This is a genomic window from Arthrobacter sp. ASL1 (genome assembly GCF_056680475.1).
Genome location: NZ_CM155284.1, coordinates 2,060,407 through 2,072,681, shown reverse-complemented (window position 1 = coordinate 2,072,681; position 12,275 = coordinate 2,060,407). Strand labels below are relative to the sequence as shown.

General features: G+C 67.3%; 11 protein-coding genes. 6 read left to right on the top strand and 5 right to left on the bottom strand.

The features are described 5' to 3' along the window. On the bottom strand, window positions 1-1,086 hold the full coding sequence (locus AC1MEQ_RS09750) for an ABC transporter permease (RefSeq protein ID WP_479790245.1): 1,086 nt from the start codon (window positions 1,084-1,086) through the stop codon (window positions 1-3). A gap of 109 nt (window positions 1,087-1,195) precedes the next feature. After that, window positions 1,196-2,833 (bottom strand): ABC transporter substrate-binding protein, encoded by a 1,638-nt coding sequence (locus tag AC1MEQ_RS09745; RefSeq protein WP_479790244.1) that lies wholly within the window; start codon window positions 2,831-2,833, stop codon window positions 1,196-1,198. A 576-nt stretch (window positions 2,834-3,409) separates the two neighbouring features. Between AC1MEQ_RS09745 and AC1MEQ_RS09740 the strand changes: the two genes are divergently transcribed. The 4 genes from AC1MEQ_RS09740 to AC1MEQ_RS09725 all read left to right on the top strand — a co-directional run bounded on the left by AC1MEQ_RS09740 (window position 3,410) and on the right by AC1MEQ_RS09725 (window position 7,508). Continuing rightward, entirely contained in the window at window positions 3,410-4,969 is a 1,560-nt protein-coding gene (locus AC1MEQ_RS09740) for a fatty acyl-CoA synthetase (RefSeq protein ID WP_479796103.1), read from the top strand. A 2-nt stretch (window positions 4,970-4,971) separates the two neighbouring features. Next, window positions 4,972-5,751: an enoyl-CoA hydratase/isomerase family protein gene (locus AC1MEQ_RS09735; RefSeq protein ID WP_479790242.1), complete on the top strand. Its 780-nt coding sequence runs from the start codon at window positions 4,972-4,974 to the stop codon at window positions 5,749-5,751. Between the two features lie 68 nt (window positions 5,752-5,819). Beyond that, on the top strand, window positions 5,820-6,314 hold the full coding sequence (locus tag AC1MEQ_RS09730) for a glutathione peroxidase (RefSeq protein WP_479796102.1): 495 nt from the start codon (window positions 5,820-5,822) through the stop codon (window positions 6,312-6,314). 30 nt (window positions 6,315-6,344) lie between these two features. Continuing rightward, on the top strand, window positions 6,345-7,508 hold the full coding sequence (locus AC1MEQ_RS09725) for a MalY/PatB family protein (protein ID WP_479790241.1): 1,164 nt from the start codon (window positions 6,345-6,347) through the stop codon (window positions 7,506-7,508). On the opposite strand, the gene AC1MEQ_RS09720 is transcribed toward AC1MEQ_RS09725, so the two are convergent. From AC1MEQ_RS09720 to AC1MEQ_RS09710, 3 genes are all read right to left on the bottom strand, one after another. Then, window positions 7,489-8,637, bottom strand: a complete 1,149-nt coding sequence (locus AC1MEQ_RS09720; protein ID WP_479790239.1) for an alcohol dehydrogenase catalytic domain-containing protein — start codon at window positions 8,635-8,637, stop codon at window positions 7,489-7,491. The genes AC1MEQ_RS09725 and AC1MEQ_RS09720 overlap by 20 nt on opposite strands. A gap of 21 nt (window positions 8,638-8,658) precedes the next feature. Beyond that, window positions 8,659-9,747 carry an Rv2578c family radical SAM protein gene (locus AC1MEQ_RS09715; RefSeq protein WP_479790237.1) on the bottom strand — a complete coding sequence of 363 codons (1,089 nt, stop codon included), beginning with the start codon at window positions 9,745-9,747 and terminating at the stop codon, window positions 8,659-8,661. Window positions 9,748-9,871: 124 nt separating this feature from the next. Beyond that, entirely contained in the window at window positions 9,872-10,894 is a 1,023-nt protein-coding gene (locus AC1MEQ_RS09710; protein WP_479790235.1) for an isopenicillin N synthase family dioxygenase, read from the bottom strand. Between the two features lie 159 nt (window positions 10,895-11,053). On the opposite strand from AC1MEQ_RS09710, the gene AC1MEQ_RS09705 reads away from it, so the two are divergent. Both AC1MEQ_RS09705 and AC1MEQ_RS09700 read left to right on the top strand, forming a co-directional pair. Continuing rightward, window positions 11,054-11,353 (top strand): type II toxin-antitoxin system VapB family antitoxin, encoded by a 300-nt coding sequence (locus AC1MEQ_RS09705; protein ID WP_479790233.1) that lies wholly within the window; start codon window positions 11,054-11,056, stop codon window positions 11,351-11,353. Window positions 11,354-11,357: 4 nt separating this feature from the next. Next, complete coding sequence (locus AC1MEQ_RS09700) at window positions 11,358-12,104, top strand: LytR C-terminal domain-containing protein (RefSeq protein WP_479790231.1); 747 nt, start codon at window positions 11,358-11,360, stop codon at window positions 12,102-12,104. Window positions 12,105-12,275 lie beyond the last annotated feature (171 nt).

Below are 12,275 nucleotides of genomic sequence, written 5' to 3'. Positions count from 1 at the left end.
TCAGTACCTCACTCTCGGGTCGATGAGGGCGGCGATGACATCCACCAGGAAGTTGGTCAAGGCCACGATCACGGCCATGAGCATCACGATGCCCTGGACCGCGACGAAGTCGCGGGCCGTGAGGTATTCGGCGAGCATGAAGCCCAGTCCCTTCCAGCCGAACGTGGTCTCGGTCAGGATGGCACCGCCGAGGGTCATGGCGATCTGCAATCCCATGACGGTGACGATCGGGATCAAGGCGGGCTTGTAGGCGTGCTTGGTGACCAGACGGTACTCACTGACACCGCGGGAACGGCCGGCCTCGACGAAGTCGGATCCCAGCGTGCCGATGAGGTTGGTGCGGACCAGGCGGAGGAACACCCCGCCGATCAGCAGTCCGAGGGCGATCGCCGGCAGCACGGCGTGCTGCAGGACATCCAGGGCGATTGTCAGATTCCCGGCCCGCAGCGCGTCGAGCAGGTAGATGCCGGAGGGGGCGCGCAGGTTCGAGAGCTCAGGCACGTAGTTGGTCCGTCCCGCGACCGGGAGCCAGCCGAGCCAAACGGAGAAGATCAACTTCAGCAGCAGGCCGGCGAAGAAGACGGGCGTGGCATAGCAGAGGATGGCGAAGAAGCGCATGAAGGCGTCCGGAAGCCGGTCCCGCTTGTAGGCGGCAATCATGCCGAAGGGGACACCCACGATGAAGGCCACGATCAGCGCGTAGATGACCAGTTCCAAAGTGGCGGTGCCATATTGGGCCAGGATCTCGGTCACGGGCCGGTTGTCGGACAGCGTGGTTCCGAAGTTCCCGTGCAGGATGTTGCCGAGGTAGTCGAAGTACTGGACGATGACGGGCCGGTCATATCCGGCCGCGTGGATGCGCTCGGCCAGCTGTTCCGGCGGCAGGCGGCCGCCCAGCGCGGCGCTGATCGGGTCGCCGGTGATCCGCATCAGGAAGAAGACCAGGCTGATCAGGATGAAGATCGTGGGGATGATCAACAGGAATCGGATGACCAGATAGCGGGCCAGGCCGAGCCCTTGGCTCTTGGGTTTCTTTTCCAGTACCGGGGCGGCCCCGCCCGGTTCCGTGTCGCTTACAACTGTCATGTCTACCTAAACTCGTGTGTCCCGGATCCAGCGGATCCCGGCTCTGGACGGCAAGCGGGGTGGGACGGACACGTATTGTGATGACCGCCCCACCCCCTGGACCCGTGTGCTACTTCTTGGAGATCACACCGATCCGGAACTTGTAGGACGGATCCAGGGTGCTTTTGACGCCCTCGATATCCTTGCCGGCGATCGCCACCGTCGACCCCTGCAGGATCGGCAGGGTCGACAGGTCCTGGGCGACCTCGGACTGGATCTCGCCGATCAGGTCCTGGCGCTTTTGCTTGTCGGTCGTCACCTGCTGTTCCGCGATCAGCGAGGAGACCTTCTTGTCCTCGTAGTGGTTGGCCAGGAAGTTGCCCGGTGCGAAGAACGGCGTCAGGTAGTTGTCTGCGTCCGAGTAGTCCGGGAACCAGCCGAGCTGGTAGATCGGGTAGACGTCCTGGGTCCGGTCCTTGTTGTACTGGACCCATTCGGTGGACTGCAGATTGACCTTGAACAGCCCGGTGTCCTCGAGCTGCGACTTCACCATGGCGTACTCCTCGCCGGAGGACGGCCCGTAGTGGTCGGCGTTGTACTGGATGTTCAGCGACACGGGCGTATCGACGCCGGCCTCTTCAAGGCGCTTCTTGGCCCGATCGGCATCCGGTCCGCCCTGGCCGTCGCCGTACATCTCCTTCAACGGCTCGGTCGCACCTGGCAGGCCGGAGGGGACGAAGGAATACACCGGGGTGTAGGTGTCCTTGTAGACCTGCGTGGCGATGGCCTGGCGGTCGATGGAATCCGCCATGGCCTGGCGGACGGCCAGCGCCTTGTCAGAATCGTCCTGCGAGGTCTTGGTGCCGTACGGCATGGTGTTGAAGTTGAAGACGATGTAGCGCAGTTCGCCGCCGGGGCCCTTGAGGACCTTGACGTTGTCGTCCTTTTCCAGGTCCGCGATGTCGGTCGCGGAGAGGCTGCGAAAGGCAACGTCGATGTTGCCCTGCTGGACGTCGAGCTTCAGGTTATTGGCGCTGGTGTAGTACTTGTAGTTCACGGTCTCGGACGCGGGCTTGCCCAGCAGGCCCTTGTAGCCGTCGAACGCCTGATAGGTCACCAGTTCGTTCTTCGTGTAGTTGGTGATCTCGTACTGGCCGGCGAATGCCTTGCCCGCCACGATCTTGCTGTCTGCGGTGACCTTGTCGGGAGAGAAGACCTCCTCGTCCACTATGGGTGCTGCCGCACTGGTGAGCACGCCGAGGAAGGTCTGGTCGTTGCCGGCCTTCAGGTGGAACACCACGGTGGAATCGTCCGGCGTCTCGACCTTGTCCAGGTTGCCCAGCAGCGCCGCGGGGCCCTGCGGATCGGCGATGGACACGACGCGGTCGAAACTGAACTTCACGTCGGACGAGGTGAGGTCGTGGCCGTTGGCGAACGTCAGGCCGTCCTTGAGCTTGACCGTGAATTCCTTCGGCGAGGTGAATTCAGCCGAGGTCGCAATGCCCGGCACCGGCTCGGCGCTGCCGGGCTTGGAGTTGAGCAGGAAGGGGTAGATCTGGGTCATGACCGTGAGCGAACCGTTGTCGTAGGCACCGGCCGGGTCCAGTGAAACGATCTTGTCGGTCGTTCCAACGGTCACTGTCGGGCCGCTGTCACCGCTGCCGCCGTCGGAGGAACTCTCGACGGGCCCGGTGCACGCGGTGAGCGATAGTGCACCGATTCCTGCGGTGGCCAAGGCCGCGCGTAGAACACGCTTCGATTTGGTCATGGTGTGAACTCCCTTGTTGTTGCCTCGTTGCGCAGGTTCCGCCGCACGACGCATGAATATTGTGATGTAACACTCATTCGTACTTAAGATTCGTATCAGAAAACCTCGCCTACTTCGCCCCCGGGGCCGAAACCGTGATCAGATTGTCGCCCGATGGGGCCGCACGGACCCATGTTGCCCGGATCTGGGGGCTTCTGGTGCCGGATCGTCCAGCCGTCGCTGACCGGTGGCCTGCCCGCCCGTTGTGTCGTTGATGTCCTCCAACCCGCGGTGCCGGGGCGACCAAGCGCGCCAGAGTCGGGACTGCGGAAAATCCTGCCCGCCTCCATCTCTGCGGGACCGGCTGTGCCGACACCACCGTCGGGAAATTCAGGACCAGTCAAAGGCAACGATGGCGCCACTTCGGCTCTGCCCGCCGGCAGGCGGGGAGGGGTAGCGAACGGGCGCGGGGCTCTCCTAGAGTGTGGCTGAAGCCATATGCCGCGTCGAACGGCGCTGGAGGGCACGTTGCGCAGGAGGAACACCACCATGACTGCACCATCCACGCCTGCCGATGGCACCCCTGTCAGTGGTCCCATGGCGGCCGGCCGGGAGAACACCATCGGCTCCGTCCTGCGCCGTTCCGTTTCGCGCAACGGCCAGGCGACCGCCATCCGCTTCGAGGACCGGCAATGGACCTACACCGAGCTGGAGGCAGCCGTCCACCGGGTGGCCCGCCGGCTGCTGTCGCACGGCCTGCCCGAGGGATCCCGTATCGCCGCCTACGGTGCCAACTCGGATGCCTACGCCATCCTGTATCTGGCCTGCGCCGAAGCCGGCCTCGTCCATGTCCCGGTGAACTTCGCACTCAAGGGCGACGAGCTGGGCTACGTGCTGGAGGACTCCGGGGCCGGCCTGATCGTGGTCGATCCCGCGCTGCGGCCGCTGGTCGACCAGATCCGGAGCGCCGGCAGGGCACCGGAGGTCCACGATGTCTGGCCGATGCTTCCCGAACCGGACGCGGGGCCGCCATCGGTGCTGGAGACCGCGCTGGACACCGCTGCCGATTCCGCCCCGACCGACGTCGTGGTCACCGGTGGTGACCTCCTCCAGCTGCTGTACACCTCCGGCACCACCTCCGCCCCCAAGGGCGCGATGATGACCCACGAGGCGCTGGTCGCCGAATACGTCTCATCCGTCATTGCACTGGACTTCACGGCAGAGGACCGTCCCCTCGTGGCGATGCCGCTCTACCACTCGGCGGCGATGCACGTCTTCCTGCTTCCCTACCTGTCGCTCGGGGCCACCGTGCGACTGATCGCCCGACCGGATATCGCGGAAATCCTGCGCCTGGTGGAGGAGGATCACATCGGGTCGCTGTTCCTGGCACCCACCGTCTGGGTTCCGCTGAGCAACCACCCCGCGATGGAGAGCCGCGACCTCTCGTCACTGTCCAAGGCCCAGTACGGGGCCTCCATCATGCCGGTGACGGTGCTGCAGCGGCTGCGCTCCCGCTATCCGGCGATCGGCTTCTACAACTGCTTCGGGCAATCCGAACTCGGTCCGCTCTGCACCGTCCTGCGCCCGGAAGACCACGAGGCCCGTCCCGCCTCATGCGGGTTGCCGGTCTACAACGTCGAGGCACGTGTCATCACCGCCGAGGGGGCCCTCGCGGGCCCCGGCGAACCGGGGGAGATCCAGTACCGGTCGCCCCAGTTGATGTCCGGCTACTGGGACAAGCCGGACGCGACGGCCGATGCCTTCGCCGACGGATGGTTCCGCTCCGGGGACCAGGTCACCCGCGATGCGCAGGGCTACATCCAGGTCGTCGACCGGATCAAGGACGTCATCAATACCGGGGGGATACTGGTCGCACCCCGCGAGGTGGAGGACTGCATCTACGAGCTCGCCGAGGTCGCCGAAGTCGCGGTCGTGGGTGTCTCCGACGAGCGGTGGATCGAGGCGATCACCGCCGTCGTCGTCCTCAAGGAAGGCGCCTCCCTGACTGCGGAAGGCGTGCGCGCTCACGTCAAGTCCCGGATCGCCGACTACAAGGTCCCCAAACGCGTGGACTTCGTCGCCGAGTTGCCACGCAACCAGTCGGGCAAGCTCCTCAAACGGGAGCTGCGGGCAGAACGAACCGGCGGTCAGGAGTGAGCGTGGAGCCAGACGCGGTCTCGACGGTGATCCGCACCGAACGACGCCCCGGTGTCGTCCGGCTGGTCCTGGACCGGGCGGAGGAGGGCAACGCCCTGAACCTGCAGATGGCGTGCGATGCGTTGGCGGCCCTCCGTGCCGCGGAGGCCGACCCCGAAGTGCACGTGTTGACGCTGACCGGGACCGGGCGGTTCTTCTGCGGTGGCGGGGACGTGCGGAGCATTGCCGAACATCCACCGGAACAACGGCCGGCCTACCTCGCCGCGCTCGCCGACGCGGCCCACGGGCTGGCGCTGGCACTGGTCACGTCCCGGTTGCTGGTGGTGGCCGGGGTCAACGGCGCCGCCGCCGGGGCCGGGCTGGGCCTGGTGCTCAATTCCGACTGGGTGCTGGTCGCGGAGGAAGCCACCCTGCTGGCCGCATATGGCGGCATCGGATTGACACCCGACACCGGGGTGTCCTACCTGCTGCCCCGGTTGCTCGGCCACCCGCGGGCGGTGGAAATGACGCTGGGTGGACGCCGGCTCTCGGGCAATGAGGCAGTGGCCTGGGGCCTGGCGAACGCATCCGCCCCGACTGCCGTTTTCGACGGGGAGCTCGCCGTGGCCGAAGACGCGTTCCTCCAGGGGGCCGCGCAGGTCCTGGCTCCCACCAAACGGCTGCTCCGGGCGGGCATGGTCGAGGGGTATGCGGCGCATCTTCGGGATGAATCGGCGTCCATCGCGGCACTGTCGGCGCACCCGGATACGGTGCGCCGCGTCAACCGGTTCGCCGCCCGCTGATCCCGTCGGGGCCGTGGGGCGACGTGGCTAGACTGGCCGTGACCGACATCCAGCGAAGGAAGGCCACCATGGGCAACGCCCTTTCCACCCTGCAGGACATACCGCTCACCCTCAATGACGGAACCGCGACCACGTTCGGTGAGGCCTTCGGCGGCCAGGTCGTCCTGGTCGTCAACGTTGCCTCCCAGTGCGGGTTCACGCCCCAATATGCCGGACTGGAGGAACTGCATACGTCCTACCAGGGGCAGGGCCTGACGGTGCTCGGGGTCCCCTGCAACCAGTTCAAGGGGCAGGAGCCCGGGACCGATGCGGAGATCGGGCAGTTCTGCCAGGCCAACTACGGGGTGACGTTCCCGCTGGCCCGCAAGGCCGATGTCAACGGTGCCGCAGCGCACCCGCTCTACCGCGAACTCACCGCGTACCCGACGGGATCCGTCCAGGACGTTGCCTGGAACTTCGAGAAGTTCCTCGTCGGCCGCGACGGCCAGATCCTGGGGCGGTTCCGCTCCGCCGTGGAACCGCTCTCCGACGAACTCGTCGACGCGGTGCGCGCGGCCCTGTAGGCCACCCCCGACCAGGGAGGAGTCCCGGCCATGATGAACACCCCCGCCGACCCGATCGAGGTGCTGCGCCGCCGCACCAGTGAGAAATGGACGGAATACCCCGCGGACGTGCTGCCGTTGTTCGTGGCGGAGATGGACTACGGGCTGGCCCCGGCCATCACGGCGGCCCTCCGCGAGGCAATCGACACGGGGGATACCGGCTACGTCAACCCGCAGGACACCCGGGCCGCGACGGCCTTCGCCGGCTTCGCGGCCGACACCTGGGGCTGGTCCCCGTCGCCGGAGCGGATGGCCTACACCACGGATGTCAGCGTCGTCATCGTCGAGTCGCTGCGCCGGTTGATCTCGCCGGGCGACGGAGTGGTCATCACCCCTCCGGTCTACCCGCCGTTCTTCGACCTGATCCCCGAGGCCGGGGGCAGCGTCGTCGAGGTCCCCCTGCTCGATGGGGCTCATGCCTACCACCTCGACCTGGACGGGATCGACCGGGCGCTGGCCGCCGGGGCGAGGGCCGTGCTGCTGTGCAATCCACACAACCCCGTCGGGCTCGTCCACGACCGTGCCACGTTGACCCGCCTCTCCCACGTGGTGGCCCGCCACGGGGCATTCGTCGTCAGCGACGAGATCCACGCACCGCTGACACATGCCGGGACGCGCTTCACCCCCTACCTGAGCGTCTCCGACAAGGCCCGTGAACATGGCATCGCCGCCGAATCCGGTAGCAAGGCGTTCAACCTGGCCGGACTGAAGACGGCCATGTTCGCCACGGCGTCCGAACCGATGGCTGCGCTGATCCGCTCGCTGCCCGAGGAGGTCAAGGGCCGGACGGGCCTGTTCGGCCTCATCGCCACCCGGGAGGGTTTCGGTGCCAGCCGGGAGTGGCTGTCCTCGACCATCGCCGCCATCGAATCAAACGTCGACTTGCTGGATGCCCAGCTGGCCGAAAAGCTCCCGGCCGTGCGTTGGCGCCGCCCCGCGGCGTCCTACCTGGCCTGGCTGGACCTGCGTGCCCTGGGCTGGGGCGATGATCCAGCCGTCCGCGCTCTCGAGCAGGCCCGTGTCGCCCTGGTCAGCGGCCTGGACTTCGGCTCCCAGGGCGCCGGATTCGCCCGCATGAACCTGGCGTGTGCGCCCGGGATGGTCATCGAGGCCGTCGACCGGATTGCTGCGGCCGCTAGTTCCGGAAGTCGATGACCTGCCGGACTGCCCGCCCGGCGGCGAGCTCGTCCATCGCCTCGTTGATGTCCTCCAGCTGGATATGCCGGGTGATGAGTCGTTCCAGCGGCAGCTTCCCGGCGCGCCAGAGTTCGACGAAGCGCGGGATGTCGCGAGCCGGGACCGCTGAGCCGAGATAGGACCCGATGATCGACCGGGCCTGGGCCGTCAGCCCCAGCGGGCTGATCCGGGAGACGGCGTCGGGTGCCGGGAGGCCGACCGTGACCGTCGTGCCACCGGGGCCGGTGAGCCCTACTGCGGTTTCGAAGGCGACCGGGTGCCCGGCAGCCTCGATGACGTAGGTGGCAGACAGGCCGTTCTTGGTGGCCTGGTCCGGGGTCAGTGCCTCATCGGCCCCGAGCTCCAGTGCCAACTTGAGCTTGTCCGGCTGCTGGTCGATGCCGGTCACCCGCCCGGACGTGACGGCCCGGGCCACCATGAGCGCGGCCATGCCGACGCCGCCGAGGCCGACGACGATGATGTCGTCCGCGGGCCCCGGGCGGGCCGCATTGAGCACTGCACCGCCGCCGGTGAGCACCGCGCAACCCAGGACCGCGGCGATGTCGGGTGGGACGTCGGTATCGACCGGAACCACCGAGCGGCGGTCCACGACGGCACCCGTCGCGAATCCGGAAACCCCCAGATGATGGTGGACCGGCTCGCCATCCGCGGCCGGCCCGCGACTGAGTCGGCGGCCGCCACCGAGCAGTTCTCCGGCGTTGTTGGACGCGCTCCCGGCCGAGCAGGGCAACCGGCCATCTGTGGAGCATTCCGGGCATTGACCGCAGCGGGGAAGGAAGACCATGACCACCCTTTGGCCGATGTCGAGGTCGTCCACCCCCTCGCCGAGTTCCTCGATGATCCCGGCCGCCTCGTGGCCCAGGAGCATCGGCACCGGGCGGACCCGGTTCCCGTCCACGACCGACAGGTCCGAGTGGCAGACGCCGGCCGCCTCGATCCTGATGCGGATCTCGCCCGGCCCGGGGGCGTCCAGGGCGAGTTCCTGGACACGCAGTGGAGTGGAGTCGGCGAATGGTTGCCCCGCGCCGATCGTCTCGAGAACTGCTCCGCGGATGGTGGTCGCGCCCTTGGCCGTGATACCCGTCATGTCACCACCTTATGACGTGCGTCAGAACAGCGTCGGCTGCGGCTCCAGCCCCTGCGCGGCGGCCGGTGCGAAAGTCTCCCGCCCGTGGATGCCCGAACGCTGCTGGGTGCTGCCGCCGGTGAGGCGCCGGGACGCCGGTATATCCCCGTCCGGCCGGGCATCGAGGCCGTGGCGGCGCAGCAACGGCTTGATCCGCCGGGCCAGCCAGGCCCGGTAATCGACGGGCGCGTAGGAGGAGCGGGCGTACATCGACCGGTAGGCGCTGCCCAGATGCGGGTATTCACGGTCGATCCAGGCCAGGAACCATTCGCGGGCACCGGGACGCAGGTGCAGTGCGCCGTAGATGACGCTGGAGGCGCCCGCTTCCTGGAGCCCCGCCAACGCCGCATCCAGGTGTTCGGTCGAGTCCGTGAGATACGGCAGGATCGGCATGAGGAAGGCGGTGACGTTGAAGCCGCGGTCGGCCGCCGCGCGGACGGTGGCCAGGCGGGCCGCGGTGGTGGGGGTGCCGGGTTCGACGCGTTGTTGCAAGTCATCGTCGAAGATGGCGATCGACATGGAGATGTCGACCGGCACCTGCGTGGCTGCCTGCTGAAGGAGCGGAAGGTCGCGGCGCAGCAGCGTGCCCTTGGTCAGGATGGACATCGGGGTGCCGTGCTCGGCCAGCGCGGAGATGATGCCGGGCATCAGCGAGTAGCGGCCCTCGGCGCGTTGGTACGGGTCGGTGTTGGTGCCCAGGGCGACCAGCTCGTGTCCCCACCGCGGTTTGGCGACCTCGGCGCGCAGCACGTCGGCGATGTTGACCTTGACGATGACCTGCGAATCGAAATCTGCGCCGGCATCCAGGTCCAGGTAGCGGTGCGTGTTGCGGGCGAAGCAGTAGACGCAGGCGTGCGAACAGCCGCGGAAGGGGTTGACGGTCCAGCTGAACGGCATGTTGCTGGAGGCGGGGACCTTGTTCAGCGCGGACTTGGCCAGCACCTCATGGAAGGCCATGCCCGCGAATTCGGGGGTGCGCACGGTCCGGACCAGCCCGCGCACGCCGAACAGCTCCGGCGTCGGCGCGTCGGAGGGGGCCGCCGTGTCCACGTTCTGCGAGCTCCACCTCATGCGATTGATTAGAACACATGTTCTAATGCGGGGCAAGGTGGGATGGGACCGCCCCGGCCACGGCGCCCGGTGGGCGTCGCGACCGGGGCGGTGCCGGCGTCGTGCTGGTGCTGCTTGGCCAGCTCTACTTGGCCAGCTCCGGGTAATGGATCCGCGCGGTCTCGGGGTGGGCGCGCAGCCAGCCCTTGAGGACGTTGGCGCCGTAGGAGGAGAGCATCGGGTTGGACGGATCGTCGGAGACGCCGCGGGCGGCGGCCGCCAGCTCGGCCGGCAGCGGGACCGTGTTGATGACCGAGTCCAGTCGGGGGGACCAGAAGAACGGTACCGAGTAGCGGTCGACGCCGGCCGGCGGGGCCGTGACGCGGTGGATGGTGGCCATCAGGTAGCCGTTGGTGGCGACCTCGAGCATCTCGCCCAGGTTGACCACCAGGGCACCGGAGATCGGCTCGACGGTGATCCAGTCATCCTGGCCGTAGGGCTTGACCTCGAGCCCGCCGACGAGGTCCTGCAGCAGCAGGGTCACGAAGCCGTAGTCGGCGTGCAGGCCCACGCCCTGGGTGCCGGCCTCGGGGACCTGGCCGCCGACGTAGTGCACCAGCTTCCCCATCCATGCCGGGGCGGCCTCGAAGGGCTCGTCGAAGTAGTCCTCGGGCAGGCCGAGCGACACGGAAATGGCCGCCAGCAGCTCGGTGCCCACGCGGGACATCAACCCGGCCCAGGCCATGGCCACACGTTCGAGCTCGGGGAAGGATTCCGGCCACTGGTTCGGACCCTGCAGGTTCAGATAGGGGCGGTCGGCAGGGTAGGAGTCCAGTGCCTGGCGCTCGGGGCCGTAGTCGATCTGTTCGCGCGAATCGGCGCGGCCCTGGGTCATCTCCTTGCCCAGCCGGGTGTAGCCGCGGAACTGCGCGGAGGTGCGATTGTCCAGCTTCAGCCGCTCCTCGAGCGGCAGCTTGAAGAAGGCGTCCATCGTGTCCAGTAGTTCCTGGGCCTGCCCGGCGGCGGCACCGAAATCGGTGAGCTGGAAGAAGCCGACGTTGTGCGCCGCGTCGCGCACGACGTCGATGAAGTCCGGATTGAAGCTGCCGTCTGCACTGCGTGCCGTAGAGAAGTCCAGGACCGGAACGGAGGTTCGCACAATAGTCATGTACGTAACGTTAGGCCCGTTTTGCCGTGCTTGAACAGCAATCGTTACGCCCGGTTCCGTCACATTTCCCCGTATTTCGGAACCCTTGACTTCTGGGTTGACGGGTTGCCCCGGCAGGTCGCCGTTACAACTTGCCCCGGCGTTCCCTAAGCTGGAGCGGTGATCTTCAAAGCAGTCGGCGAATCCCGCCCGTACCCCGACCACAGCCTCGTGACGCCCCGGGACTGGGCCGATGTCGCCCCGCGCCAGGTACGCCTCGATGAACTGGTGACGACCAAGACCACCTTGGATCTCGCGGCCCTGTTGGCCGAGGACTCCACCTTCTTCGGGGACCTCTTCCCCCATGTGGTGCAGTGGCGGGGCACCCTGTATCTCGAGGATGGCCTGCACCGCGCGGTGCGGACCGCGCTGCACCAGCGTTCGGTGATGCACGCCCGCGTCCTAGTATTGGAGGACTGAACCAGTGCCGCAGGACCGCGACCCCGAGGACTGGCACGGGCACCGCATCGTCACCGAGGACGACCTCGCCGAGGGGTTCACCGACGACGATCCCGAGCACGTGGACAACCCGCGCTACTACCGGCGCCGGCTGCTGCACGGCATCGTGCTGGGACTGTTGGCCGCGCTGCTCATCACCGCGTTGGTCTTCGCTTATCTGGTCAAGACGCGGCAGGTGGTCATCCCGGCGCTGGAACCCCAGCCCACTCCGGTGGCGGCTGCTCCGTCCCATGACCCGGTCGCCGCGGTCTGCCCGCAGGAGGTGTTGAAGTACGCCCAGCCGAAGGACGTCACGGTGAACGTGCTCAACGGGACGAAGACCCCAGGGCTTGCCGGTGCCACCGCCCAGGTCCTCAAGCAGCGCGGCTTCCGGATCGGGGAGGTCGGCAACGCGAAGTTGAACAACTCAAAGATCGTCGCCGCCGTGGTCTCCGGTACGTCGGGGCGTTCGAAGGCCCTGACGGTGCAGCGCCAGATCCCCGGCACCGAGTACGTGAAGGATGCCAAGCGCAACGCCGACACCGTCGATTTGATCATCGGGGAGAAGTACCAGATCAAGAAGGTCTTGCCGAAGGGAAAGGCCAAGACGCAGAGCGGCAAGCTCAGCTGCCCGATCGCCGTGAAGGCAGCCCGCGCCGACGCCAAGAAGGCGGCTGCCTCCTCGAAGGCCGCGGCGTCGTCGTCGTCGGTCAGGGGCGACGACGGGAAGTAGTCGATGCAGCGCGTAGCCGAGACGACACCCGCGGGTCTTCACGGCGAAGACGGATGCCTTTGACTCGATGGCGGGCGGCATCCACATTTCGCCCTTGCGTCGTCGCGGCGGCGGTCCTATGCTCTGTCCACCATCGATGCGTCGCCCCGCAACGGGTCCGCTCCAGACGCC